Source organism: Agrobacterium sp. 20P9.1.2 (assembly GCF_057799395.1).
This window is the reverse complement of sequence record NZ_JBYOKI010000001.1, coordinates 982,724-1,007,751: the sequence shown is the minus strand read 5'-3', so window position 1 is coordinate 1,007,751 and position 25,028 is coordinate 982,724. Positions and strand designations below refer to the sequence as shown.

Sequence of the window (25,028 nt, the reverse complement as noted above, 5' to 3'; positions counted from 1 at the left end):
CCTGTGGATTACTGTTAACAACACGCATTGTGATGCCGCCTGCCACCATTCGGGCAAGCCTGTCTGTCACTGTTGCTGCAATGTCATTGACTGCCGCGCTGTCACACTTCAAACCGGCAGGCTTGCAAGAAAATGAAGGCCCGTAACAAGGCTCAAGGGAGATCACACAAACCATGAACGACGCTGTGAGGAAGATCACCCCCGCCCCGGCTGCTGAACCGCTCTATCGCGAAGCACCGAACAATATCGAAGCGGAACAGGCGCTTTTGGGTGCCATCCTCGTCAACAACGATGCCTATTACCGCGTGTCCGACTTCCTGAAGCCAGTGCATCTGTACGAGCCGCTTCACCGCAAGATTTTCGAAGTCGCGGGCGATATCATCCGCATGGGCAAGACCGCCAACCCGGTGACGATCAAGACCTTCCTGCCCGCAGATGGCAAGATCGGCGACCTGACCGTTGCGCAGTACCTTGCACGCCTTGCCTCGGACGCCGTCTCCATTATCAACGCGGAAGACTATGGCCGCGCCATCTACGACCTCGCCCTGCGCCGTGCGCTCATCCAGATCGGTGAAGACGTCGTCAACATTGCGTATGATGCGCCTCTCGACATGCCGCCGCAGTCTCAGATCGAAGACACCGAACGCCGTCTGTTCGAACTGGCCGAAACCGGCCGTTACGACGGCGGCTTCCAGTCGTTCAACGATGCGGTCTCGCTCGCCATCGACATGGCCGGTGCCGCCTTCGAGCGTGACGGCAATCTCTCGGGCATCTCCACCGGCATCCACTCTCTGGATGGCCGCATGGGTGGCTTGCAGCGCTCCGACTTGATCGTGCTTGCGGGACGTCCGGGTATGGGCAAGACCTCGCTTGCCACCAACATCGCCTACAACATCGCCGCATCCTACGAGCAGGAAGTGCAGCCGGATGGCTCGTTCAAGGCCAAGAATGGCGGCGTCGTCGGCTTCTACTCGCTCGAAATGTCTTCCGAACAGCTGGCAACGCGTATCATTTCCGAGCAGACGGAAGTCTCGTCCTCGAAAATCCGCCGTGGTGAAATCACCGAGGCGGACTTCGAAAAGCTTGTTGCCTGCAGCCAGATGATGCAGAAGGTGCCGCTCTATATCGACCAGACCGGTGGTATCTCCATCGCCCAGCTTTCAGCCCGCGCCCGTCGCCTCAAGCGCCAGCGCGGCCTCGATTGCCTCGTGGTGGACTATATTCAGCTGATGACCGGCTCCGGCAAATCAGGCGAAAACCGCGTGCAGGAAATCACCCAGATCACCACGGGCCTGAAAGCCCTTGGCAAGGAACTCAACGTTCCCATCATCGCACTCTCCCAGCTCTCCCGTCAGGTGGAAAGCCGCGAAGACAAACGCCCGCAGCTTTCCGACCTTCGTGAATCGGGCTCCATCGAGCAGGACGCCGACGTGGTGCTGTTCGTGTTCCGTGAGGAATATTACGTCAAGAACATGGAGCCGCGCGAAATGTCCGACCCGAAATATGCTGAATGGGAAGCGCATTTCGACCGCGTCAAAGGCACAGCCGACGTCATCATCGCCAAACAACGCCACGGACCGACCGGCACGGTGAAGCTCCAGTTCCAGTCGGAATTCACCCGCTTTGCGGATCTGGCCGATCCTTCGTTCACGCAATACGAAGAGCAATGATTTCGCAGACCGCCCCGCTCCATCCAGAGCGGGGCGGTTTGTTTTCAAGGACTTGGTTGAGCGGTTTCAGATTCTGATTCACGCGCTGTCCTGCTTGGCAGAGCAATGACCTGATCATCTGGGCGAATGCTGCTGTGTCGGTGGGTGATGGCAATGATCGTCATATCCGCATCCACCCTGCGCAACTGATCCATGATTTCGCGCTCGGTCTCTTCGTCCAGCGCCGAACTCGCCTCGTCCAGCAGCAGGATGGATGGCTCGCCGTAAAGCGCTCTGGCGATCGCAATGCGCTGGCGCTCTCCGCCCGAAAGCTTCAATCCACGCTCGCCGACAATCGTATCGAAACCTTCTGGCATCGCATCGATGCGGTTGAGAAGTGCAGCCCGTTCGGCAGCATGCCGTAACCGGGCGTCATCCATCGGGCGACCGAGAATGATGTTGGTGCGCAGGCTGTCATTCAGTAGCTGCACCTCCTGCGGCACGATACCAACCACCGCAAACCAGTCGTCGCGAGTGATGCGCGTGATATTGAGCCCATCCACGCTGATCCTGCCCTTTTGCGGCAGCATGGATTTTTGCAAAAGCTTGAACAGGGTCGATTTGCCGGAGCCGGTTTCACCGGTGATGAAAGTCAACTGCCCCGGCCTCGCCGCAAACGACACGCCATCGACACCACGCCCATTCTCATAAAGGTAGCCCACGTCTGCGAAATCTATGACCTTTTGCGAGAGAACCAATATCTGCGCATGTGCCGACCTGTCCTCTTCTGGCGCGTGCCACATTTTCGCATAGGGCGCAAAACGAGCCAGGGATCGCAGCAATTCATTGATGGACTGACCAATCAGCTCAAAGGGAACATTGAGTTGCAGCAGCAGCGTGTTGAACAGAACGATATCGCCAACGGATAGCTCTCCGGCCTGGTGACGCGGCCATAAAAAATAGTAGCTGACGATGATCTGCACGCCGAGCGTCGTGACGATCATGCCGATGAATGCCATGCGTCGTAGGGAATAGAGACGCCAGTTGCTGTAGATGGAGCCTGCCTTTTCCGCGAAACGCTGCTGCATCCAATCCGTGCTGGCCGTGTGGCGCAACGGCTCGATCATGCCGATGGCATTTCCGACGAACCCGGCATTCTGCTGCGTCGCATCGATTGCACGCTCCATATAGCGCTTGGTAACGCGGTTCGACGCCAGCGTCAGTCCGATATAGATCGCACCGTAACAGAGGACGATGACGATGATCTCGAAACTGATGGTCGCGCCAAGCATAATGGTGCTGAACAAAACTGTCGCAACACCGGGCAGAAGATAGATCAATAAAACCTGCAGCAATATGTATGCCGATGAGGCGCCTTGAGACTGCGCCGCCTGGATTTCCGCCGGATTGTGGTCGGTGAAAAATGACGGCATCTTGCGGGATAAGCGCTCGAAAAACCGTGTCGAGGCAACATATTCCAACCGCTCCGAATGGATGACGGCGAGATATTGCGTACAGCTTTGGAGGCCGGACGATGCAGCCGTCAAAACCGCGTAAAGCGAAAAGGCCATGAGCCAGCGCGTGGGATCGGTGGGAAGATCATCGACGATGCGGGAAAAGACATAGGGGCTGGCAATCGTCAAAAGTGATCCCGCCAGAATCATGAACGCCAACAGCCCGATGGAAGCCCATGCCGTCTTGAGGTCATCTGCGTAAATGCGCAGCAAAGGACCTAATGTCGTTTTGTGAATACCGAACACGCAGCGCTCCCCGATTTCGTTGACAAATTGGAGGTGCTGCCGGGAATACAAGTTGCGTTAGCGCTCTACAACCCAAAGGCGCGAAAACGTGATCAAACTCTAATGCGAAACATTGTGCATAGGCAAAGTTTCCGCCACTCCGTCATGACCGTCTTGAACAAAAGTGATAGACCATACCCATCTTCGTTTAGCGGTGCAGGATCATGACAGACGAGTTTGACGACGGCTTTTCCGAGACTGAAATGGATGCGTTTGACACCGCACCGCTTCGCGTCACTGTTGATCTCGGTGCCCTTGCCGACAACTGGCGTGACATGGCCAAGCGTTCCGGCAAAGCCCGTGCCAGTGCCGTAGTAAAGGCGGATGCTTATGGGATGGGGATCGAGGATTGCGGCTCTACGCTTTACCACGCGGGTGCACGTGACTTCTTCGTGGCGACAGTGGCCGAAGGCGTAACGCTTCGTCCGCATGCGCCCGAGGCACGCATTTTCGTTCTTTCCGGCATCTGGCCGGGGCAGGAAGCCCAGGTTTTCAACAATGATCTCGTGCCGGTCGTCGCATCGGAAGAACAGCTTTCCTTCTGGATGGGGCTTCTGGCAGAGCGCGGCGACCACCCCTTCGCGCTACATGTCGACACCGGCTTCAACCGTCTTGGCCTGCCGCTGGACGATGCGCTTTTTCTTGCGGACGATGTGACGCGCCCGGCCAGCTTCGACCCGGTACTGGTGCTCTCCCACCTTGCCTGCGCCGACACGCCATCGTCTCCGATGAACAAGGCACAGCTTGAATCATTCCGGCAGGTTAGCGCCGCTTTCGAAGGCATCGAATCAAGCCTGTCGGCCTCGGCAGGCATTTTCCTCGGTGCGGAATATCACTTCGATCTCACCCGCCCCGGCATAGCCCTTTACGGCGGTGAAGCGGTCAACGACACGGCCAACCCGATGCGCCCCGTGGCCAAGGCAGAGGCCCGTATCCTCCAGATTCGCGAGGCGGGCGAAGGCCAGACGGTCAGCTATGGCGGTACGTTGCGCCTAAAGCGCGCCAGCCGGCTGGCAATCGCCTCCGTCGGTTATGCCGACGGCTATCACCGTTCGCTCTCCGGTTCCGGCATTCCGCTGCGCGACATGGGCAATGGCGGCGCTTATGGCTTCATCAATGGTTACGAAGTGCCCGTGGCTGGCCGCGTGACGATGGACCTGACGATTTTCGACGTCACGGACGTTCCCGCAAACGCCATCCGCGCAGGCGACTATATCGAACTTTTCGGGCCAAATGTGCCCGTGGATGACGTTGCCCGCGCGGCAGGCACCATCGGTTACGAAATGTTGACCGGCCTTGGATTGCGTTATGAGCGACAATATCTGATCGAAGAAGACTGAAGCTTTTCTTGCCTCTTGGAAAGCTAGAATGACCTGTGCTATACGAGAACAAAAGGAGATCGAAATGACCGAAATCCATCTCAGCGAACAGGATCGCGCGTTTATTGATGAGCAGGTGAAGGCGGGCGTCTACAGGGATGCTGACGCGGTGGTGCATGCTAGCTTGCGGTTGCTGAACAGCGATGAAGGTCGGCTCGTTGAACTTCGTCAGATGATCCATGAAGCCGACGAACAATTCGAGCGCGGAGAGTACATAACTTTCACGACTGCTAACGATTTGACGGCCTATATTATAGAGCGGGCTAGAAACGAGACGTGATCGCAGCTCGCACCTATTCCCTTTCGTCACGAGCCATTGACGACCTTATTGGTATTTACAAATTTCTTGAGGACAAAAATCCTGCCGCAGCAAAGCGGCTAGTCTCATCAATAGAACAGAAAATCAAAGACATGGCTGGTTCTGGTCATACCGGCGTTGCACGCGACTGCATTAGCAACGGATTGCGGGCGATGCCATACAGAGATCGTTGTATCTATTTTCGCGTGAAGGACACCGAATTGCGGATACTGCGTATCGTTCATGGCCATCAGCATATCGAAGCCGACGACATAATCGAAAAAGAAAACTGACATTTATGGCCAAAGCCAGAACACAATTCATCTGCCAGAACTGCGGCACGGTCCACACCCGATGGGCGGGTAAATGCGAGGGCTGTGGTGAGTGGAACACCATCGTCGAAGAAGACCCGATGGGCGGCATCGGCTCTGGCCCGGGCAAGACGCCGAAAAAGGGTCGTCCCGTCACCCTCACCTCGCTATCAGGTGAAATCGAGGAAGCACCGCGTATTCCAACCGGCATGAGCGAGCTGGACCGGGCAACCGGCGGCGGTTTCGTGCGCGGGTCTGCGGTGCTGATCGGTGGAGATCCCGGTATCGGCAAATCCACACTGCTGATGCAAGCAGCGGCAGCGCTTTCGCGGCGCGGGCATCGTATCGTCTATGTCTCAGGCGAAGAGGCGGTGGCACAGGTGCGGCTGCGCGCCCAGCGTCTGGGTGCTGCCGATACAGATGTTTTGCTGGCGGCCGAAACCAATGTCGAAGACATCTTGGCGACGATTTCCGAGGGCAAGCGGCCTGATCTTATCATCATCGACTCGATCCAGACGCTGTGGAGTGACACCGCCGATTCCGCACCCGGAACGGTGACGCAAGTGCGCACCGGCGTTCAGGCGATGATCCGCTTTGCCAAGCAGACGGGTGCCACCATGGTTCTCGTCGGCCACGTCACCAAGGATGGGCAGATCGCCGGTCCGCGCGTGGTGGAGCATATGGTCGATGCGGTTCTGTACTTCGAAGGCGATCGCGGCCATCATTATCGCATTCTGCGCACCGTGAAGAACCGTTTCGGCCCAACCGATGAAATCGGCGTGTTCGAAATGTCGGACAAGGGTTTGCGCGAAGTCTCCAACCCGTCCGAGCTGTTTCTGGGTGAGCGCAACGAGAAGTCCCCGGGTGCCGCCGTCTTTGCAGGCATGGAGGGAACGCGCCCGGTGCTGGTGGAGGTGCAGGCACTGGTCGCGCCGACATCGCTCGGCACGCCGCGCCGGGCCGTCGTCGGCTGGGATTCGTCGCGGCTTGCGATGATCCTTGCCGTGCTGGAGGCGCATTGCGGCGTCAAGCTCGGCAGTCATGATGTCTACCTCAATGTAGCAGGTGGATATCGCATTTCGGAACCGGCGGCAGACATGGCAATCGCCTCTGCACTGGTTTCCTCACTTGCCGGTCTTGCCCTGCCTGCCGATTGCGTCTATTTCGGCGAGGTCAGCCTGTCAGGGGCAGTCAGGCCGGTGTCGCACACGGGGCAGCGGTTGAAAGAGGCAGAAAAGCTTGGCTTTGCCACCGCATTTTTGCCTTCGGCCTCTGCTGAATTGCCGAAAGGTGCCAAAGGGCGCTGGACTGAAATCGAAAGCCTGCCGGATCTCGTCTCGCGCATCGCGGGTTCGGGCAACCGGTTCAGACAGGTTGAGGAAGACGAATATTGATCCTTTCGCTGGCTAAACGGCTAGTGTATGAGGATCGCAAATTGGCACAGTGGCGCTTCCATCAGTGTCGCGACCTCCGGAGTTGGTAAATGCCCATTACGATTTTCGACGGCATCGTTCTCGCCGTTGTACTTTTCTCCGCTGTTCTCGCCATGGTGCGGGGGTTTTCGCGTGAAATCCTGTCCATCGCCAGCTGGGGCGGCTCGGTTGCAGCCGCCTATTATCTCTATCCGCTGCTGTTGCCCTATGCGCGCAACTATACGGATGACGAAAAGATCGCGGTCGCCGGTTCGGCTGGCATCATCTTCCTCGTCGCGCTCATCATCATCTCGTTCATCACGTCGCGCATTGCCGATTTCATTATCGACAGCCGCATCGGCGCGTTGGACCGTACACTCGGCTTCCTGTTCGGCGCCGCGCGCGGCATTCTTCTGCTGGTCGTCGCCGTTGCTTTCTGGAACTGGCTGGTCGATGTGAAGACACAGCCGACCTGGGTCACACAGGCGAAAACCAAGCCGTTCCTGGATGGCCTCGTCGCCAAGCTCGAAGCCGCGTTGCCTGACAATATCGAGCCGCAAATCCGGGCGCGTATACTCGGCAAGCCTGCGGAAGGCACGACAGAACAGACCCCGGCGGAAGATGTTCCGGCAACAAACCCACCGGCTACAACGAATTGACAACAGGCGCGTCTTGCAATGCATGCAAGGCGCGCTATTTGTGCTACATATTCAATATAGGCAGCAGACAGACCACACTGGCGCACCACCCGCCGGAGCGGTTTTTGTTTTTGGCAGTTAAGCAAAGGCAAGCCAGATGAATGAGCCGCTTTCGCAGTCCACCTTCAACGACATCATCGATGGCGATACATTGCATGAAGAATGCGGCGTGTTCGGCGTTCTGGGGCACCCGGATGCGGCGGCCCTGACCGCCCTTGGCCTGCATGCGCTCCAGCATCGCGGTCAGGAAGCGGCAGGCATGGTGTCCTTCGATGGCAAGCGTTTCTATCAGGAACGCCATATGGGCCTCGTCGGTGATCACTATACCAACCCGGCCACACTTGCCCGCCTGCCCGGCTCCATCTGCATCGGCCATACACGCTATTCCACAACAGGCGAAGTGGCGATGCGCAACGTGCAGCCGCTGTTTGCAGAGCTGGAAGAAGGCGGCATTGCCGTTGCTCATAACGGCAACTTCACCAACGGCTTGACGCTGCGCCGCCAGATCATCGCCACCGGTGCCATCTGTCAGTCTACGTCCGATACGGAAGTGGTGCTGCACCTCATCGCCCGCTCCCGCCATTCCTCCACGGCAGACCGCTTCATCGACGCGATCCGCCAGATGGAAGGCGGCTATTCCATGCTGGCCATGACGCGCACCAAGCTGATTGCTGCGCGCGACCCCACGGGTATCCGCCCGCTGGTCATGGGTGATCTCGATGGAAAGCCGATTTTCTGCTCGGAAACCTGCGCGTTGGATATTATCGGCGCGAAGTTCGTTCGCGACGTTGAAAATGGCGAAGTCATCATCTGCGAAATCCAGCCGGATGGTTCCGTCACCATCGATGCCCGCAAGCCGGTGAAGCCGCAGCCAGAGCGCCTGTGCCTGTTCGAATATGTCTATTTCGCCCGTCCTGACTCCGTCGTCGGCGGCCGCAATGTTTACACGACCCGCAAGAACATGGGTGCCATCCTTGCCAAGGAAGCACCGCTGGAAGCTGACGTCGTCGTGCCCGTGCCGGATGGCGGAACGCCTGCGGCGCTCGGTTTTGCGCAGGAAAGCGGCATTCCGTTCGAATACGGCATCATCCGCAACCATTATGTCGGTCGTACCTTCATCGAGCCCACGCAGTCCATCCGCGCGCTCGGCGTGAAGCTGAAGCACTCCGCCAACCGTGCCATGATCGAAGGCAAACGCGTCGTTTTGGTGGATGATTCCATCGTGCGTGGCACCACCTCGGTCAAAATCGTGCAGATGATCCGCGAAGCCGGTGCCAAGGAAGTTCACATTCGCGTTGCCAGCCCGATGATTTTCCACCCGGATTTCTATGGCATCGACACGCCGGATGCCGACAAGTTGCTGGCCAACCAGTATGCCAATGTCGAAGACATGGCAAAATTCATCGGCGTGGATTCGCTGGCCTTCCTGTCCATCAACGGTCTGTATCAGGCTGTTGGCGGCGTGGACCGCAACCCGGCCCGTCCACAGTTCACCGACCACTATTTCACCGGTGAATACCCGACCCGCCTGCTCGACAAGAACGGCGAATCCATGGGCAACAAGATTTCCATGCTGGCCAGCAACGGCTGATCATCTTCGCCCGCGCGTCCTGCGCGGGCTTTTCCTGTGTTGCACATCCTTTTGTGTGCGACCTTACGGCCCATTGCCGCATGTTGCGCTTCCTCGTAAGAGAATTGCCGCATGAACATCATTCTCGGGGGAGACATGACCACCAACCTTAAAGGCCGCATCGCGCTGGTTACCGGCGCCTCCCGTGGCATCGGTTATTTCACGGCACTGGAACTGGCCAAGGCAGGCGCGCATGTGATTGCCTGCGCCCGCACAGTGGGTGGTCTTGAAGACCTGGATGATGCGATCAAGGCCGCAGGCGGCACGGCAACGCTGGTGCCGTTCGATCTGGCAGACATGAATGCCATCGATGCGCTGGGTGCCTCTATCAACGAGCGCTGGGGCAAACTGGATATTCTGGTTGCCAATGCTGGCGTTCTCGGTGTCATCTCCCCTGTCGGCCATATCGAGGCGAAGGTCTTCGAAAAGGTCATGACCATCAACGTGACGGCCACATGGCGGTTGATCCGCTCGGTAGAGCCGCTGCTGCTGAAGTCCGATGCTGGACGCGCCCTCATCCTCTCCTCCGGTGCGCCGCATTCCTGTCGCCCGTTCTGGGGCGTCTACTCCACCTCCAAAGCTGCCGTGGAAGCACTGGCCCGCACATGGGCGGCGGAAACGGAAGCGACGGCGCTGCGCGTCAACAGCATCAACCCCGGCGCCACCCGCACGGCCATGCGCGCGCAGGCCATGCCTGGCGAAGACCCGGACACCTTGCCTCATCCCTCAGAAGTCGCCGCTGCCATCCTGCCGCTGGCGTCTCCAGAGCTCACAGAAACAGGCAAGATTTACGTCGTTCGCGACCGTAAGTTCGTCAGCTACCGCGCACCGGACTGAAGCCGCAGATTGGTGCGACGCCCAAGCACCAATCGCTCTTGACCAAATCCGCTTGCCGTTTCATAACGCAAGCCATGAAAACGATGATCTGCTGCTGTTGCTGAGTTAAATTTTGCTGGTCTCACACCCGGCCAGATCGTTTTCGTCTCCCGAAAGGTCAAAAGCAGACAAACGTTCCGGCTGGGGAAACTGATTGCCCTTGAGGAAGAGCCATGTCCTTGCGCCTGAAACTCCACAACACACTGACCCGCGAAAAGGCTGAGTTCCAGCCCATCGATGCCGATAATGTGCGCATGTATGTCTGTGGCCCCACGGTGTATGACTTCGCCCATATCGGCAATGCGCGGCCTGTCATCGTCTTCGACGTGCTCTACAGGCTGCTGCGTCATGTCTATGGCGATGCGCACGTCACCTATGCGCGCAACATCACCGATGTCGATGACAAGATCAACGCGCGCGCTCTGCGCGATTACCCGAACCTGCCGCTCAACGACGCCATCCATGCGGTGACGGAAAAGACAGCGCAGCAGTTTCATGAAGACGTGGCGATGCTCGGCTGCCTCGAACCCACCATAGAGCCCCGCGCCACCGACAACATCCCGCAGATGATCGAGATCATCGAGAAGCTGATCGCGCGCGGACACGCCTATGTCGCCAGCGGTGAAGTGCTGTTCGACACGAAATCCATGAGCGACTACGGCCAGCTTTCCAAGCGTCCGCTGGATGAGCAGCAGGCCGGCGCGCGTGTGGCCGTGGAAGTGTACAAGAAGAACCCCGGCGATTTCGTGCTGTGGAAGCTGTCTGGCCATAACGAGCCCGGCTGGGAAAGCCCGTGGGGTCGCGGTCGTCCGGGCTGGCATATCGAATGCTCGGCCATGAGCGAGCGCTACCTCGGCGAGACCTTCGATATTCACGGCGGCGGGCTGGACCTGATCTTCCCCCACCACGAAAACGAAATCGCCCAATCGCGCTGCGCCCACGGCACGCATGTCATGGCCAATGTGTGGATGCACAACGGCTTCGTGCAGGTCGAAGGCCGCAAGATGTCGAAATCCGACGGCAACTTCATCACCATTTACGAGCTGCTGCACACGGAAAAATTCGGCGGACGGAAGTGGCCCGGCGAAGTGCTGCGTCTGGCGATGCTGATGACGCATTACCGTGAGCCGATTGATTTTTCGGTGAAGCGGCTGGAGGAGGCCGAACGCCTGCTCGCAAAGTGGCCTGCCGCCGATGTTGGTGACGCCGAGCCGGATCAGACGGTGCTGGATGCGCTGGCGGATGATCTCAACACGGTCGCCGCCGTGCAGGCCCTGCATGCGCTGGCGCAAGCAGCTAATGCAGACCCGGAAAAGCTGACGGCCTTTGCTGCGAGTGCGGCATTGCTAGGCGTTCTGCCGAAAAAGGCGGAGGTGGATGGGGCCATTGCCGAAGCCATCGACTCGCTTGTCGCCATGCGGTTGGAGATGTTGAAGGCGAAAAACTTTGCGGAGGCGGATCGGATCAGGGATGAGCTTTCGGCGAAGGGCGTTCAGTTGAAGGATGGCAAGGATAAGGACAGCGGTGAGCGGGTGACGACTTGGGAGATCAAGCGGTAGATCGTTCCCACGAGGGGGCGGAGAGTGTGGCTTACCCCCCTCTGCCCTACCGGGCATCTCCCCCACAAGGAGGGAGATCGGCTGGGCGCACTGACACAGCTTCAATCTCAACGTCTAAGATAGCCGCAAGCTCACCGCGAGTCGATCTCCCCACCTGTGGGGGAGATGTCCGGCAGGACAGAGGGGGGTTGAGCCACAAACTCCAACCAACGATGAAGCTAACGCAACCACGACTACAATCGGCTTGCGATTTCGGGCTCGTTCGACCAATCTCTAGTCGAAACCAAAACGACGAGCCAACTATGCCCCACGCTGACGTAAAACCGCAGCATCGCGCATACGCGCGGCAAATGCGAAAGGCGATGACGGACGCAGAGCTTAAACTCTGGAATGCTATTCGTGCGCACCGTTTGGAAGGGATGAGTTTCCGGCGGCAAATGCCGATTGCTGGATATATTGTCGATTTTGCTTGTTCAGATCATCGCCTCATTATCGAGATAGATGGCTCCCAACATACGCAGGACGCGGCCATTGTGTATGATGATGAGAGAACCGCCCGCCTTCAAAAAGATGGCTGGACCGTCATCCGCTTCTGGAACCACGACATCCTCAGCGATATCGACAACTTCTGTCTGCACATCCTGAGAACGATCAAGGAGGACACCCCATGACGATCCACACCGGCGGGTGCCAATGCGGCGCTATTCGTTTTAGCGTCGAGGGCGACCTCAATGACAGTTCCATCTGCCATTGCCGCATGTGCCAGAAGGCGTTTGGCGCCTATTACGCACCGCTGGTGTCCGTGCGTGGCACCAACTTCATCTGGACGCGGGGAGAGCCGAAGCGGTTTCAGTCCTCCAGTGTAGTCAGCCGTGGTTTTTGCGGCGAGTGCGGCACGCCGCTGACCTATGAGGCACCGGATGGCATGGCAGTTGCGGCTGGGGCGTTTGACGATCCCTCGGCGTTTCCACCATCCATGCAATGGGGTGTCGAGCGCAAGATCAGCTTTGTGGACGACCTCCACACCCTGCCCGCCGTGCCGACGGAAGATGATTTGACCTCGGTGGATTATCTGGTCGGCCTGACATCTTATCAGCACCCCGACCACGATACGCAGACATGGCCACAGGAGAAAGACCAATGAGTGATGCGGGTTATTCCGGCGGTTGCCAGTGCGGCGCGGTGCGGTTTCATGCGGGTAAGCTGGGCCGCCCTTCCATCTGCCATTGCCGCATGTGCCAGAAACATTTCGGCAATTTCTTCGGCGCGCTGGTTACCGCGGACCAGGCACATCTGACATGGACGCGCGGGCAGCCCACCCTCTTTCGCTCCTCGGCCAAAATCCATCGTGGCTTTTGCAACAAATGCGGCACACCGCTGACCTATCATCACCCCGGCGGCGTGGAGATCGCCATCGGTGCGTTCGATCATCCGCAGGAGATCGAGCCGCAGGTGCAGGTCAATGCGCATATGCAGATGCCGTGGATAAAGACGCTGTTCGATAAGCGCAATACGCAGCAAAGCCTGGATGAGAGCACCATGGTCTCCTACCAGCATCCGGATCACGATACGGCTGTTTGGCCGCCTGAAGACAATATGAATTGAGGACGACAGAATGAGTGATGCCTTGCGCAGCTTCTATCCAGAGATCGAGCCCATTGAGACAGGCATGCTGGATGTGGGCGATGGCCATGTGATTTATTGGGAACGCGTCGGCACCAAGGGCGGCAAGCCCGCCGTCTTCCTGCATGGCGGCCCCGGCGGCGGCGTGAACCCGACACAGCGACGCGTGTTCGACCCCGCCCTTTACGATGTTATCCTGTTCGACCAACGCGGCTGTGGGCGCTCCACGCCTCATGCCAATCTGGATGCCAACACCACATGGCATCTGGTGGCGGATATGGAGAAGCTGCGGGAGAAATTTGGTTTCGAGACATGGCAGGTGTTTGGCGGCTCCTGGGGCTCGACCCTGGCGCTGGCCTATGCGCAGACCCATCCTGAGCGGGTGAGCGAACTCGTTCTGCGCGGCATCTACACACTGACCAAGCCAGAGCTGGACTGGTACTACCAGTTCGGCGTGTCCGAAATGTATCCCGACCGCTGGGAAACCTTCATCGCCCCCATTCCCGAAGCTGAACGCCACGAGATGATGGTGGCCTATAACCGCTATCTGACCGGCACGAACGATAAGAAAAAGCTGGAATGCGCCAAGGCGTGGAGCCAGTGGGAAGGTGCGACGATCTCTCTGGTGACGGACCAAGGCCGGGTGGATGATTTCGGTGAAGATCAATACGCCATCGCCTTTGCGCGCATCGAAACCCACTATTTCGTCAATGCCGGATGGTTCGAAGAAGGCCAGTTGCTGCGCGATGCGTATAAGCTCAAAGACATCCCGGGCGTCATCGTCCACGGGCGCTATGACATGCCCTGCCCGCTGAAATATGCCTGGCGGCTTTCCAAGGCGTGGCCAAAGGCCGATCTTCACATCGTGGAAGCCGCAGGCCATGCGTTGAGCGAACCCGGCATTCTCGACCAGCTGATCCGCGCAACGGATCGCTTCGCGGGCAAGTAACGTCAATCTTTACAAAGCCATAGCTGCGCCGCCTGACATTTTGATTCAGGCGGCGTATCCATTTTTTCAGCAGATGAAGCTTTTTTCATCACATTCTTCACGCAAATGAATTGGTATATAACGAAAAAGAGGAATAGGCCGGTGCTTTCCAATGAGATTGGCAGCTCCGATGGCAGTGAACCAGACAATCCCCGCCCCTCAATCGGGCGATAGCAGCCGCGGGTTCGTATATGCCCTCGTCGCCTATATCCTGTGGGGCTTCCTGCCGTTTTACATGAAGGCCGTCGCGCATGTGTCGCCGCTGGAGGTCATCGCGCATCGCGTCATCTGGTCGGTGCCGATTGCCGCTGCCGTGCTGATCGTTTTGGGCCGCACCGCCGAAATCAAAACGGCGCTCACCACCCCGCGCATGCTGGCCATGGCCAGCCTTACGGCAACCATCATCAGCATCAACTGGTGCATCTATATCTGGGCCATCGGCAGCGGGCGCGCGCTGGATGCGGCCTTGGGTTACTTCATCAATCCGCTGTTCAGCATCTTGCTCGGCGCAGTACTTTTGAAGGAAAGGCTGAGCCGCGTGCAAATGCTGGCCATCGCCCTCTCGGCCTCCGCTGTTGCGCTGCTGACTTGGCATGCAGGCAGCCTGCCATGGGTCTCCGTTGCGCTGACCGTTTCCTGGGGCTTTTATGCCTTCTTCCGCAAGACATTGCCGATCGGGCCAACGCAGGGTTTCCTGCTGGAAGTTCTGCTGCTAACCCCGCCAGCGCTTGCCTTCATCATCTATCTCATGAGCACCGGTCAGGCGCATTTCATGGCGGGCGCACCCACGGATACGTGGCTGCTGATCGCCAGCGGCATCGTCACCGCAACGCCGCTGATCTTCTACGGCAACGGCGCAAAACTGCTGAAGCTCTCGACCATCGGCATCATGCAATACATCGCACCGTCGATCATCTTCATCATCGCCGTCTTCATCTTCAAGGAGCCCTTCGACACGGTAAGGCTCATCGCCTTCATCATGATCTGGGCAGCGCTGCTGATCTACACGGTACCGGGATTGATCCGCGCGAAAACACCGAAATAAACGTCGAAAAAAAGCTTTGGGACGCTGGTCTCAAAGCTGGGAGATGACCGACGGATCGCCTTCCGGGTTCTGCTGTGCCTTGGCGCGGTCGATGATTGCTGCAACGATGTTTTCGGTTTCGTTGATGACCAGCGGGTTCAGCAGGTGGGCGCGGTGGATGAAGCCCTGGTCGCGCATGTGGCGGATCAGTTCCAGCATCGGGTCCCAGAAGCCGTTGATATTGGCAAAGACCATCGGCTTGGCATGGCGGCCAAGCTGCGCCCAGGTCATGATCTCGACGATTTCTTCCAGTGTGCCAATGCCGCCGGGCAAGGTGACGAAAGCATCGGAGCGTTCGAACATCATGTGCTTGCGCTCATGCATGTCCTTGGTGATGATCAATTCGTTCAATTGTCCGAGAGAATGGCGTGTGGCCTCCATATCGACCAGAAATTCCGGTATGATACCCGTAACTTCGCCGCCATTGGCCAGAACGCCGCTGGCAACGGCACCCATGATGCCCTTTGTGCCACCGCCGTAGACGAGGCGAATGCCGTTTTCGGCGATGGATTTGCCAAGCGTGCGGCCCGCTTCCATATAGGCTGGATCGCGTCCGGGCTGGGAGCCGCAATAAACGCAGATGGATCGAATCGGTCTGTTTTCTTCAGTCATGGGCTGAAGGAACATCGGGGCGGTCGATCCGTCAAGAAAATTTGGGGAATGACAGGCTGGAAACGCTGCTTTTGCGGGCCTCCCGCTTGTGCGCACACGACTTAAACGCTAGCTATCGCAACAAGAAGACAGGAAAGTTACCCGGAGAGTGATGATGAACAACAAAAGGGCCGGACTGCTGGCGCTTATCGTGCTTGGCGTCGCGACGCTGCTGATGGTCTTCTTCGTTCTTCCACGCATGTCCAATGACGACAAGCCGATTGGCGATGCCATCAATCAGGCTGGCAATGACGTCAAGAACAGCGTGGAGATGGGTAACGAAAAGGCTGGCGACCTGCTGTCGGATGCCGCGAAGGATACCGCCAATATTGCCGAGAAGGTCGGGCGTCTGGCGGAATCGGCCACCCAGTCCATCAAGGACATGACGGGCCGCTTTGCCGATAACAAGGTGCCGTCCAACGAAGATTTCGCAGCCGCCCGCAAAAAGGTCGAGGACTCGCTGAAGGAACTCGGCAATGTCGATATCCCGGAAGCACTTGACGAGAACACCTCGCGCCTGATTACCACGGCACGCACGGCGGCTGAAAGAACCATTGCATTCCTGCGTGGCCTGCCTGCCGATGCGCGCGAAGCTGCAGCACAGGTTCGCCGCCTGCCCGGCGTGTTTGCCGGCACCGATGATGGCGCGCCTGTACTGGTCGCGCCCACGACACCTACGCCCGCCGCCGCACCTTCGGATGCTGCCCAGCTGCCGACTTTCGATGTCTTGCGCGTCGAGCCGGATGGCTCTGCCGTCATCGCTGGCAAGGCTGCACCGGGCTCGCAGCTGGAAATCGTCAACAATGGTCAGGTCATTGCCAAGACGACGGCTGGCGGCAGCGGTGATTTCGCTGCCGTTCTCGACAATCCCCTGCCACCCGGCGACCACGAAATCGTCCTGCGCGCCACCAAGGATGGCAAGGCTGCGCAATCGCAGGAAACCGCAACGGTTTCCGTGCCTGCGCAAAAGAACGGTGAGCTTCTTGCCATGGTCACCACACCCGGCAAGGCCAGCCGCGTGATGACTATGCCAGATGCGGCTCCCCCTGCCCTGCAAGCACCTGCCACTACGAACAACGAAACCGCCTCGGCACAGCCGCAGGCAAACAATGCAGCGCCCGCGCAAAACGGTGCGGTTACACCCGCACCTGCAACGCCCGCTGCTCCGGCAGCTCAGGCGCCAGCAGCTTCTTCTGCTGAAACGCCCTCCATTCGTGTTGTGGCCGTAGAGTTCGAAGGCACGAAGATTTTCGTCGCCGGTTCCGCGCCTGCAAACACGAACGTCCGTGTGTTGGTGGACGACAAGCAGATTGGCAGCGCCAAGGCCGAAGCATCCGGAAGCTTCGTCATCGAAGGCGATGTCGATCTTTCCGTCGGCAACCATATCGTCACGGCGGAAGCACTGGATGCGGCAGGCAATGTTACGGTTCGTGTGCGGGTGCCATTTGCGCGTCCAGCCAACGATCAGGCAACCGTTGCCATGCAGCAGATGCCAGTACAGCCTTCCACGCCCAACGCTACCAGCCCTGCCCAGCAGGACACCGGCGTGGTCAGCGACCGCACGGCTTTCGAGGCCCTGCGTGTTGACGTGACCAAGGCATTCGCCATTCTCTCGGGGCTCTACAAGGATGGCAAGACACCGGCGCTGGAAGAGGTTGCGGCTGCAAAATCCGCGACGTCGATTGCGCTGCGCTCCCTGTCCGAATTCCGCACGGCGGCCACTGCCGACCCGGCCTTCACCGCTTTCGTTGCGGATATTGCCGCCAAGGCCCGCGCCTTGCAGACCGTTATCGACGGTCTGCCAAACGATGTCGCCGCCATCGGCAAGCAGATTGCCGGATTGACGGATCGTTTTGCCGAACTCAATGCTGCAGCACCCGCGACCGCCGATCCGATTTCGGCCCAGACGCAAGCACAGCCACAGACCGGACCGAAGACTTTCGAACAGGCCCCGCTGGCTCATAGCGACAGTGCCGTCATCATCCGTCGCGGCGATACGCTGTGGCAGATCTCCCGCCGCGTTTACGGCCAGGGCGTTCGTTACACCACCATCTACCTCGCCAATCAGGACCAGATCAAAAATCCTGACCTGATTGAGCCGGGCCAGATTTTCGGTGTTCCCGAAAATGCCTTGCCGAATGCGGAAGAGTTGCATCGCAAGCGCCTGATGGGCCGTTGATCTCAGCGCCGGGCGGCATTGCAAAGGCCCGGCGACAGCATTATCTAGGTTTCAACACGGCGGCTCGATCAGGGCCGCCGTCTTGCTGTCTGCATTCCGGCAGGCACCGCCGGAGCAGAGCATGACCGAAAAGAAGAAGACGATTTCCGCAGATGCGGGCAATCCGATGCAGACCATCGTCAACCTGTGGCCCTATATGTGGCCGCAAGGCAGGCCTGACCTGAAGATGCGCGTGGTCTGGGCCACCTTCTTCCTCATCCTCGCGAAATTCGTGCTGATCTCCGTTCCCTATTTCTTCAAATGGGCAACGGATGCGCTGAACGGCAAGCTGGATATGGCCGGTCTCGTGCCCGTGTTCCTGCTCGGTGCCGTGGCGTTGGTCATCGCCTATAATCTGACGCGCCTCATTCAGATCGGCCTCAACCAGTTGCGTGACGCGCTGTTTGCCAGTGTCGGCCAGCATGCCGTTCGCCAGCTTGCCTATAAAACCTTCGTGCATATGCACCGGCTGTCGCTGCGCTTTCATCTGGAGCGCAAGACGGGTGGCCTTTCCCGGGTCATCGAGCGCGGCACGAAGGGCATCGAAACCATTGTCCGTTTCACCATTCTCAACACCGCCCCGACCTTCATCGAGTTCCTGCTGACCGCCATCATCTTCTGGCTGTCCTACGGCTTCTGGTATGTGGCGGTCACCGTCGTTACCGTGTGGGCCTATATCTGGTTTACGGTCAAAGCCAGCAACTGGCGCATTGGCATTCGCCGCTCGATGAACGATAGCGACACGGACGCCAACACCAAGGCAATCGACTCGCTGCTGAACTTCGAAACCGTCAAATATTTCGGCAACGAACAGATGGAAGCCAGCCGCTTCGATGCCTCCATGGCGAAATACGAGAAGTCGGCCACGGCCATCTGGACCTCGCTCGGCTGGCTCAACTTCGGCCAGGGCGTCATTTTCGGCATCGGTTCCGCCATCATGATGGTCATGTCGGCGCTGGCCGTGCAGCGTGGCGAACAGACCATCGGCGATTTTGTCTTCATCAATGCGCTGCTGTTGCAGCTTTCCGTACCGCTCAACTTCATCGGCTTCGTCTACCGCGAAATCCGTCAGGGCCTGACGGATATTGAAGAGATGTTCGATCTGCTGGAAGTCCAGGCGGAAGTGGTGGATGCGCCAGATGCGAAGGAACTACAGATCGGCACCGGTGCTCTCTGTTTTCGCGATGTGCGTTTCGCCTATGATGCGGAGCGCCCCATCCTCAAAGGCATTTCCTTCGATGTGCCCGCTGGTAAGACGGTCGCGATCGTCGGCCCCTCGGGTGCTGGAAAGTCCACGCTCTCGCGCCTGCTCTACCGTTTCTATGATATCCAGGGCGGCTCGATCACCATCGATGATCAGGATATCCGCGAGGTGACGCAGAAAAGCCTGCGCTCGGTCATCGGCATGGTTCCGCAGGATACGGTTCTGTTCAACGATACACTGGCATACAATATTCGCTACGGACGCACGGATGCGACGGAGGCCGAAGTGATCGCTGCGGCAAATGCCGCCCAGATCAGCGGCTTCATCAGCAAGCTGCCGCAGGGCTACCAGACCATGGTGGGTGAGCGCGGCCTGAAGCTGTCCGGTGGCGAAAAGCAGCGTGTTGCCATTGCCCGCACGATTTTGAAGGCACCGCCCATTCTCATTCTCGATGAGGCGACGTCGGCACTGGATACGCATACGGAACAGGAAATCCAGAGCGCGCTGGATGTGGTGTCGAAAAACCGCACCACCCTCGTCATCGCCCACCGCCTGTCCACCGTTATCGATGCGGATGAGATCATCGTTTTGAAGGACGGCATGATTGCCGAGCGCGGCACGCATGTCTCGCTCATCGCCTCGGGCGGGCTCTATGCCTCCATGTGGAATCGCCAGCGTGAAGCCATTCAGGCCGAGGAACGCCTGCGCGAAGTGCGTGAGAAAGACGATCTGGGCGTGGTGGACCGCGGCGAGCCTGCGCATTGACGGGTATAACCCGTTGCGCGCAAGCGGAACACATTGCCCGTGGCACGGTTTGCCTGTAGTCACCTATGCGTGTTTTATCGCGCCAGAGCATGTATATCGGCGTCATATCATTATATATGCAGCGATAACCAATTCGGAGAAGAAAGATCAATGAACCTGTTCGACACCATTCGTAACACCATCGTGCCGATCCATAAGGAAGGTTATGTTTTCGTCGCCGCCTTCTTCATCGCATCGCTGGTGCTTGGCTGGATAGCCGAACCGCTTTTCTGGGTCGGCCTCGTTCTCACCCTCTGGTGCGCCTACTTCTTCCGGGATCCGGAACGCGTGACACCGCAGGATGACGACCTCATCATCAGCCCTGCCGATGGCAAAGTTTCCGCCGTGATGACCGTGGTCCCGCCGCTGGAACTGGAACTCGGCAAGGAGCCGATGGTCCGCATCTCGGTGTTCATGAACGTGTTCAACTGCCACGTAAACCGTGCCCCGGTGCGCGGTCGCATCATCAACGTTGCCTACCGCCCCGGCCTCTTCCTCAACGCGGAAGTGGACAAGGCATCGGAAGACAATGAGCGCAACGGCCTCGTCATCGAAACCGCACATGGCAAGGTCGGCGTCGTGCAGATCGCTGGCATGGTTGCCCGCCGCATCGTCTGCTGGGTCAAGCCGAACGAGCCTGTTGATGCCGGTGAGCGCTTCGGCCTCATCCGCTTCGGTTCACGCCTCGACATCTTCCTGCCGGAAGGTTTCCAGCCGCGCGTATCCGTTGGTCAGACAGCCATTGCCGGTGAAACCGTTCTTGCCGAATTCGGCTCGAGCAAGGGTCCGGTCATCAGCCGTCGCGGCTAATCGCTGAATAGGAGCAACGCCATGGAAACGCCGACGCCCGAGCCAAGCACCAACGGCAAGCACGAGATCAGCAATGATAGCGGTCGTGGACCGCGCCTGCGGGAAATTCCCCTGCGGCTTGTCATTCCCAATCTCGTAACCGTTCTTGCCATCTGCGCCGGGTTGAGCGGCGTTCGGCTTGCTTTCGAAGGCCGCTTCGAGTTGGCCGTCGGCATGGTTCTGCTGGCGGCTTTCCTCGATGGCGTGGACGGGCGACTGGCCCGCATGATGAAGGCGACATCGAAATTCGGCGCGCAGATGGATTCGCTCGCCGATATCGTCAATTTCGGCGTTGCCCCTGCCCTTGTCGTCTACGCCTATCTGCTGGACAACGCCCGCTCCTTCGGCTGGATTGCCGCACTGATCTACGTTATCGCGGCGGGTCTTCGCCTTGCCCGCTTCAACGTCATGATCGAGCGTGAAGTCAAAGCGCCCTGGCAGAACGAGTTCTTCGTCGGTGTACCCGCCCCTATGGGTGCCATGCTGGTGCTTCTGCCCGTCTATCTCGGCTTCATGGGTATCGAGCCCGGCAAGACCTTCGCTTATATCGCCAGCGCCTACACGGTTCTGATCGGCTATTTCCTCATCAGCCGCCTGCCGGTCTGGTCCGGAAAGTCGGAAAGCCGCATCCGTCGCGATCTCGTACTGCCTGCCATCCTCATCGTCGTTCTCTATGTCGCGCTGTTGATGAGCTTCACCTGGGAAGTGCTGGTATTGACCGTTGTCGCCTATCTCGCCTTCCTGCCGTTCAGCGCGCGCATCTGGCACAAGCGCTATGGCACGCTGACCATCGAGGAAGACGGCGATCATCACGATGGCCTTGGCATGGATCGCGGGCTCTAACGCCCGCGAACAACCACCGGCTTCAATGCGGCAGCATAATGTCTGTGGGCGAACACAAAATGTCGCAGGCTGCAATTTTCAATTGATTAAAATTGCCTCGAATTCGTCACGATTTCCTTCGAGAGAGGTTGTCAGGGAGACCGCCAAATCGGCGGCTTCAAGGGGAATTCTGGAGATTGAAATGAGCGAGACAAAAACCACCGAAGTGCCGGCGAAGCCCGACCTGAACAGCCATTACCGACCGCTTGGTCTGAAGGCCGTGGCAGCCGCAGCCCTGATGCTGACCCGCAAACCGGCAGCCGTTCCCGCGAAAGTGTAACGCGGCGCGCACTCATTATTCGCTCATCGATATGGCACCTCTCCGGTGCCATTTCTGTTTTGGGAAGGTTTTTGTGCTAGAGCGTTTCCTCGTCAAATAGAAACGCTCGAATTGAACGCATCAAAGAAAACTCACCTGTTCACGCAAAGTGAAAAACTCTAGACACTGCCAATATTACTTTTCACGATTCCTATCGAATAATTGTTTCTGCACTGTTGCTGCCCTCGCTGTGCCGCCATCGAAAACAGTCGCGCGTTAACGGATTTTCAGAGGTCGAAGTCGAGCCATGCAGGACAAAATTCTTCTCATTGAAGACTCCGTTGCTCTATCTCTTTTGCTCACCAGCAAATTCAAGGAGGATATCGCAGCCTCCATCTTCCATTGCGACCGCATGAAAGACGCCATCATCTTGATGGAAGAGCACAAGTTTACCCTGGCTCTGACTGGCTTGACCCTGCCGGATGCGCCGCGCGGTGAGATACTCAATGTGCTGGAAAAATACAGGGTTCCCACCATCGTCTTCACCGGCACCGTCGATGAACAGGCGCGGCAGCATTATGCCGAAAAGAAAATCATCGATTACATCATCAAGGATGGCAAGCGCACCTTCGACACGGTTGTCAAAACCGTCGAGCGGATTTTGACCAACCGGCAATTCTCCATTCTGGTGGTGGATGATGCCAAGAGCGCCCGCAACAGCCTTGTCGAGATTTTAACCCGCCAGAATTTCAGCGTGTACGAGGCCCATTCGGGTGCGAAAGCGCTGGAAATACTGGCTGCCAACTCCTCTATCCAGCTGGTTATTACCGATTATTTCATGCCGGATATGGATGGCTATGAGCTGACCCGGCTCATTCGCGCCAAACGCTCCTCGGAAGATCTTCGCATCATTGGCGTCTCCTCCTCTACCGACCGCATGCTGTCTGCACATTTCCTCTAGGCCGGGGCGTCGGACTTTATCTACAGGCCCTTCGTGCCGGAGGAGTTGCAGTGCCGCATCGACAACAATGTCGAGACATTGAAGCAGCTGATGCGATTGCGGGAGCTTGCCGAACGCGATCCTCTGACCGGACTGGCCAACCGCCGCTCCTTCTTCGAACAGGGCAATGCGCTGCTTGCGGAGATGGAAAAGGGCGATGGCTCCATCCAAGGCGGCGCGGTCGCCATTCTCGATATCGACCATTTCAAAACGATCAACGACACACTGGGACACAGCGCCGGTGACAAGGCGCTCAAGCGCCTGGCGCAGCTTCTCTCCAGCATGTGCGGCCCGCAGAACCACATTGCCGCGCGCATCGGCGGGGAAGAATTCGCCCTCTTCCTCAAAGGCGTGGATGGAAAGCAGGCCTATGATTTTTGCGAAAGCCTTCGTCTCGCCGTCGAAAGCAACGGTCACACCATTGGCAGCAGCGAACAGGCGCTGACCATATCCATCGGCGTCGTGGAGTTGGAAAAAGGCGCATCCATCGACAATCAGCTGACGGCAGCAGACCAGCTGCTTTACATCGCCAAGGCCAAGGGCCGAAACCGCGTCTATTCCGACATCATGATGCGGCAGGAGTTTTTGGAACTCGACCGTTAGAGCAATTCCAGCAAAAGTGGGAACCGGTTTTGCGTCCGGGATTGCGTAAAACAAAAAGCATTTCTCAGCTGTTCAAAACAACGACATCTGCGCGTCGTCCTTCGGTGCTGGCTTCGGCACAACGGCCAGCGTTTCCGCCACCGGCTCCAGCAATTCAGGCCCGGTATTGGCGACCTTGTTGACCTTGTCCGACACAGGGATCATCTCGAAAAAATCCTCATCCGCGGATTTCATGAGATCGACAATGTCGCGAGGCTCCTGCGTTTTGCAATCCAGCCATCGGCTGAAGTCCTCCGGCGAAATTACCACCGGCATGCGGTCGTGGATACGCGCAATGGAGCGGTTTGCGGAGGTGGTGAGAATGGCGCCCGTATCGACCTCCGAGCCATCGGCAGAGGACCATGTCTCCATCAATCCGGCAAAAGCGACGATGCCGCCCCTTTTTGGCTTGATGTAAAAAGCCTGCGCCTTGCCGCCCTCTTCCTTGGCCGGTCTGCGCCATTCGTAAAAGCCTGTGGCAGGAATGAGAATACGCCGATGGCGCATGGCAGCGCGAAACGATGCCTTGCCGATTGCGGTCTCCGAGCGCGCATTGATCAGCAGCGGAAATTCCTTCGGGTCTTTCACCCAGCCGGGCATGAAACCCCAGCGCACCAACATCGCCTGCCGGTTCGGCAGGTTGCTGCCCGGCTCTGGCCGCGAACCCTCCACCACGATGAGAATAGGCTGTGTCGGCGCGATGTTGAACCGTGCCGGAAACTCTTCCAGCCCGATCAGGTCCAGATACTCCGCCACCTCTTCCGGCGTCGCATTCAACACAAAGCGCCCGCACATGACCTAACCTCTCGGTGCAAACAGAATGAGCGAGGCACCCGCCAGACAAATGGCGCCGCCCGCCACATCCCAGCGATCCGGCACATGCCCCTCCACACTCCACAGCCAGATCAATGAGGCAACAATATAGATGCCGCCATAAGCCGCATAAGCCCGCCCCGCCGCTTCCGTCGGCACCAGCGCCAGCAACCACGCAAAAGCCGCCAGCGAAACCATGCCCGGCACCAGCCAACCCACCGACTTGCCCATGCGCAGCCAGGCCCAGAAAGCAAAACATCCAGCAATCTCGGCAAGCGCTGCGGCGGCATAGATGAGGTAGAGTTTCATTCTGTAGTCCAAGCCAAATGACATTGTGGAATTTTCGATTCCTTTGGCGCATCTTATCGAAAGCAGTCCGATATTGAATGCCGCGCGTCTC

At 58.3% G+C, this 25,028-nt stretch carries 23 protein-coding genes and 1 pseudogene; 20 read left to right on the top strand and 4 right to left on the bottom strand.

Annotated features, from left to right (window positions below; translation table 11 throughout):
• Nucleotides 1–173 precede the first annotated feature (173 nt).
• Nucleotides 174–1,670, top strand: coding sequence for a replicative DNA helicase (locus tag AC27VJ_RS04980; protein WP_045231824.1), 1,497 nt, complete (start codon nucleotides 174–176; stop codon nucleotides 1,668–1,670).
• A gap of 44 nt (nucleotides 1,671–1,714) precedes the next feature.
• On the opposite strand, the gene AC27VJ_RS04975 is transcribed toward AC27VJ_RS04980, so the two are convergent.
• Entirely contained in the window at nucleotides 1,715–3,409 is a 1,695-nt protein-coding gene (locus AC27VJ_RS04975; protein WP_488683036.1) for an ABC transporter ATP-binding protein, read from the bottom strand.
• A 203-nt stretch (nucleotides 3,410–3,612) separates the two neighbouring features.
• On the opposite strand from AC27VJ_RS04975, the gene alr reads away from it, so the two are divergent.
• From alr to rarD, 13 genes are all read left to right on the top strand, one after another.
• Nucleotides 3,613–4,788 (top strand): alanine racemase, encoded by a 1,176-nt coding sequence (alr, locus tag AC27VJ_RS04970; RefSeq protein WP_488683035.1) that lies wholly within the window; start codon nucleotides 3,613–3,615, stop codon nucleotides 4,786–4,788.
• A gap of 64 nt (nucleotides 4,789–4,852) precedes the next feature.
• Entirely contained in the window at nucleotides 4,853–5,107 is a 255-nt protein-coding gene (locus AC27VJ_RS04965) for a type II toxin-antitoxin system ParD family antitoxin (protein ID WP_488683034.1), read from the top strand.
• Nucleotides 5,104–5,418 (top strand): type II toxin-antitoxin system RelE/ParE family toxin, encoded by a 315-nt coding sequence (locus tag AC27VJ_RS04960; RefSeq protein ID WP_488683033.1) that lies wholly within the window; start codon nucleotides 5,104–5,106, stop codon nucleotides 5,416–5,418. The genes AC27VJ_RS04965 and AC27VJ_RS04960 overlap by 4 nt, the downstream gene beginning before the upstream one ends.
• A 5-nt stretch (nucleotides 5,419–5,423) precedes the next feature.
• A complete protein-coding gene (radA, locus tag AC27VJ_RS04955) occupies nucleotides 5,424–6,830 on the top strand; it encodes a DNA repair protein RadA (RefSeq protein WP_113086849.1) in 1,407 nt (468 codons plus the stop codon).
• Between the two features lie 89 nt (nucleotides 6,831–6,919).
• On the top strand, nucleotides 6,920–7,507 hold the full coding sequence (locus tag AC27VJ_RS04950; RefSeq protein ID WP_113086848.1) for a CvpA family protein: 588 nt from the start codon (nucleotides 6,920–6,922) through the stop codon (nucleotides 7,505–7,507).
• 136 nt (nucleotides 7,508–7,643) lie between these two features.
• Complete coding sequence (gene purF, locus AC27VJ_RS04945; RefSeq protein WP_113086847.1) at nucleotides 7,644–9,137, top strand: amidophosphoribosyltransferase; 1,494 nt, start codon at nucleotides 7,644–7,646, stop codon at nucleotides 9,135–9,137.
• A 135-nt stretch (nucleotides 9,138–9,272) separates the two neighbouring features.
• Entirely contained in the window at nucleotides 9,273–10,013 is a 741-nt protein-coding gene (locus AC27VJ_RS04940) for an SDR family NAD(P)-dependent oxidoreductase (protein ID WP_488683192.1), read from the top strand.
• Nucleotides 10,014–10,225: 212 nt separating this feature from the next.
• Nucleotides 10,226–11,611 (top strand): cysteine--tRNA ligase, encoded by a 1,386-nt coding sequence (gene cysS / locus AC27VJ_RS04935; protein ID WP_488683032.1) that lies wholly within the window; start codon nucleotides 10,226–10,228, stop codon nucleotides 11,609–11,611.
• 302 nt (nucleotides 11,612–11,913) lie between these two features.
• Nucleotides 11,914–12,282, top strand: a complete 369-nt coding sequence (locus AC27VJ_RS04930) for an endonuclease domain-containing protein (RefSeq protein ID WP_488683031.1) — start codon at nucleotides 11,914–11,916, stop codon at nucleotides 12,280–12,282.
• Nucleotides 12,279–12,755 (top strand): GFA family protein, encoded by a 477-nt coding sequence (locus tag AC27VJ_RS04925; RefSeq protein ID WP_488683030.1) that lies wholly within the window; start codon nucleotides 12,279–12,281, stop codon nucleotides 12,753–12,755. Before AC27VJ_RS04930 ends, AC27VJ_RS04925 begins: the two co-directional genes overlap by 4 nt.
• On the top strand, nucleotides 12,752–13,216 hold the full coding sequence (locus tag AC27VJ_RS04920; RefSeq protein ID WP_488683029.1) for a GFA family protein: 465 nt from the start codon (nucleotides 12,752–12,754) through the stop codon (nucleotides 13,214–13,216). Before AC27VJ_RS04925 ends, AC27VJ_RS04920 begins: the two co-directional genes overlap by 4 nt.
• Before the next feature lie 10 nt (nucleotides 13,217–13,226).
• Nucleotides 13,227–14,183, top strand: a complete 957-nt coding sequence (gene pip, locus AC27VJ_RS04915; protein WP_488683028.1) for a prolyl aminopeptidase — start codon at nucleotides 13,227–13,229, stop codon at nucleotides 14,181–14,183.
• A gap of 169 nt (nucleotides 14,184–14,352) precedes the next feature.
• Nucleotides 14,353–15,267 carry an EamA family transporter RarD gene (gene rarD, locus AC27VJ_RS04910; RefSeq protein WP_488683027.1) on the top strand — a complete coding sequence of 305 codons (915 nt, stop codon included), beginning with the start codon at nucleotides 14,353–14,355 and terminating at the stop codon, nucleotides 15,265–15,267.
• A gap of 30 nt (nucleotides 15,268–15,297) precedes the next feature.
• On the opposite strand, the gene AC27VJ_RS04905 is transcribed toward rarD, so the two are convergent.
• Entirely contained in the window at nucleotides 15,298–15,918 is a 621-nt protein-coding gene (locus AC27VJ_RS04905) for an LOG family protein (RefSeq protein WP_488683191.1), read from the bottom strand.
• A 154-nt stretch (nucleotides 15,919–16,072) separates the two neighbouring features.
• Between AC27VJ_RS04905 and AC27VJ_RS04900 the strand changes: the two genes are divergently transcribed.
• From AC27VJ_RS04900 to AC27VJ_RS04875, 6 genes and pseudogenes are all read left to right on the top strand, one after another.
• Entirely contained in the window at nucleotides 16,073–18,136 is a 2,064-nt protein-coding gene (locus AC27VJ_RS04900; protein WP_488683026.1) for a LysM peptidoglycan-binding domain-containing protein, read from the top strand.
• Between the two features lie 121 nt (nucleotides 18,137–18,257).
• On the top strand, nucleotides 18,258–20,144 hold the full coding sequence (locus AC27VJ_RS04895) for an ABCB family ABC transporter ATP-binding protein/permease (RefSeq protein WP_488683025.1): 1,887 nt from the start codon (nucleotides 18,258–18,260) through the stop codon (nucleotides 20,142–20,144).
• Nucleotides 20,145–20,294: 150 nt separating this feature from the next.
• On the top strand, nucleotides 20,295–20,993 hold the full coding sequence (locus AC27VJ_RS04890; RefSeq protein WP_113087105.1) for a phosphatidylserine decarboxylase: 699 nt from the start codon (nucleotides 20,295–20,297) through the stop codon (nucleotides 20,991–20,993).
• Nucleotides 20,994–21,014: 21 nt separating this feature from the next.
• Complete coding sequence (locus tag AC27VJ_RS04885) at nucleotides 21,015–21,875, top strand: CDP-alcohol phosphatidyltransferase family protein (RefSeq protein ID WP_488683023.1); 861 nt, start codon at nucleotides 21,015–21,017, stop codon at nucleotides 21,873–21,875.
• A 181-nt stretch (nucleotides 21,876–22,056) separates the two neighbouring features.
• Complete coding sequence (locus AC27VJ_RS04880) at nucleotides 22,057–22,194, top strand: hypothetical protein (protein WP_488683022.1); 138 nt, start codon at nucleotides 22,057–22,059, stop codon at nucleotides 22,192–22,194.
• A 286-nt stretch (nucleotides 22,195–22,480) separates the two neighbouring features.
• A pseudogene (locus AC27VJ_RS04875) lies at nucleotides 22,481–23,776 on the top strand (GGDEF domain-containing response regulator).
• Between the two features lie 72 nt (nucleotides 23,777–23,848).
• On the opposite strand, the gene AC27VJ_RS04870 reads toward AC27VJ_RS04875, so the two are convergent.
• Together AC27VJ_RS04870 and AC27VJ_RS04865 are read right to left on the bottom strand one after the other, a co-directional pair.
• Nucleotides 23,849–24,610 carry an SOS response-associated peptidase gene (locus AC27VJ_RS04870; RefSeq protein ID WP_488683021.1) on the bottom strand — a complete coding sequence of 254 codons (762 nt, stop codon included), beginning with the start codon at nucleotides 24,608–24,610 and terminating at the stop codon, nucleotides 23,849–23,851.
• 3 nt (nucleotides 24,611–24,613) lie between these two features.
• Nucleotides 24,614–24,937 carry a YnfA family protein gene (locus tag AC27VJ_RS04865; protein ID WP_113087109.1) on the bottom strand — a complete coding sequence of 108 codons (324 nt, stop codon included), beginning with the start codon at nucleotides 24,935–24,937 and terminating at the stop codon, nucleotides 24,614–24,616.
• Nucleotides 24,938–25,028: the final 91 nt, after the last annotated feature.

Coding starts and splice junctions, on each gene's coding strand:
- AC27VJ_RS04905 (WP_488683191.1), bottom strand. CDS start 15,918: ATGACTGAAGAAAACAGACCGATTCGATCCATCTGCGTTTATTGCGGC.
- purF (WP_113086847.1), top strand. CDS start 7,644: ATGAATGAGCCGCTTTCGCAGTCCACCTTCAACGACATCATCGATGGC.
- rarD (WP_488683027.1), top strand. CDS start 14,353: ATGGCAGTGAACCAGACAATCCCCGCCCCTCAATCGGGCGATAGCAGC.
- AC27VJ_RS04880 (WP_488683022.1), top strand. CDS start 22,057: ATGAGCGAGACAAAAACCACCGAAGTGCCGGCGAAGCCCGACCTGAAC.
- pip (WP_488683028.1), top strand. CDS start 13,227: ATGAGTGATGCCTTGCGCAGCTTCTATCCAGAGATCGAGCCCATTGAG.
- AC27VJ_RS04925 (WP_488683030.1), top strand. CDS start 12,279: ATGACGATCCACACCGGCGGGTGCCAATGCGGCGCTATTCGTTTTAGC.
- AC27VJ_RS04870 (WP_488683021.1), bottom strand. CDS start 24,610: ATGTGCGGGCGCTTTGTGTTGAATGCGACGCCGGAAGAGGTGGCGGAG.
- AC27VJ_RS04890 (WP_113087105.1), top strand. CDS start 20,295: ATGAACCTGTTCGACACCATTCGTAACACCATCGTGCCGATCCATAAG.
- AC27VJ_RS04965 (WP_488683034.1), top strand. CDS start 4,853: ATGACCGAAATCCATCTCAGCGAACAGGATCGCGCGTTTATTGATGAG.
- cysS (WP_488683032.1), top strand. CDS start 10,226: ATGTCCTTGCGCCTGAAACTCCACAACACACTGACCCGCGAAAAGGCT.
- AC27VJ_RS04920 (WP_488683029.1), top strand. CDS start 12,752: ATGAGTGATGCGGGTTATTCCGGCGGTTGCCAGTGCGGCGCGGTGCGG.
- AC27VJ_RS04930 (WP_488683031.1), top strand. CDS start 11,914: ATGCCCCACGCTGACGTAAAACCGCAGCATCGCGCATACGCGCGGCAA.
- AC27VJ_RS04885 (WP_488683023.1), top strand. CDS start 21,015: ATGGAAACGCCGACGCCCGAGCCAAGCACCAACGGCAAGCACGAGATC.
- AC27VJ_RS04900 (WP_488683026.1), top strand. CDS start 16,073: ATGAACAACAAAAGGGCCGGACTGCTGGCGCTTATCGTGCTTGGCGTC.
- alr (WP_488683035.1), top strand. CDS start 3,613: ATGACAGACGAGTTTGACGACGGCTTTTCCGAGACTGAAATGGATGCG.
- AC27VJ_RS04980 (WP_045231824.1), top strand. CDS start 174: ATGAACGACGCTGTGAGGAAGATCACCCCCGCCCCGGCTGCTGAACCG.
- radA (WP_113086849.1), top strand. CDS start 5,424: ATGGCCAAAGCCAGAACACAATTCATCTGCCAGAACTGCGGCACGGTC.
- AC27VJ_RS04950 (WP_113086848.1), top strand. CDS start 6,920: ATGCCCATTACGATTTTCGACGGCATCGTTCTCGCCGTTGTACTTTTC.
- AC27VJ_RS04940 (WP_488683192.1), top strand. CDS start 9,273: ATGACCACCAACCTTAAAGGCCGCATCGCGCTGGTTACCGGCGCCTCC.
- AC27VJ_RS04895 (WP_488683025.1), top strand. CDS start 18,258: ATGACCGAAAAGAAGAAGACGATTTCCGCAGATGCGGGCAATCCGATG.
- AC27VJ_RS04865 (WP_113087109.1), bottom strand. CDS start 24,937: ATGAAACTCTACCTCATCTATGCCGCCGCAGCGCTTGCCGAGATTGCT.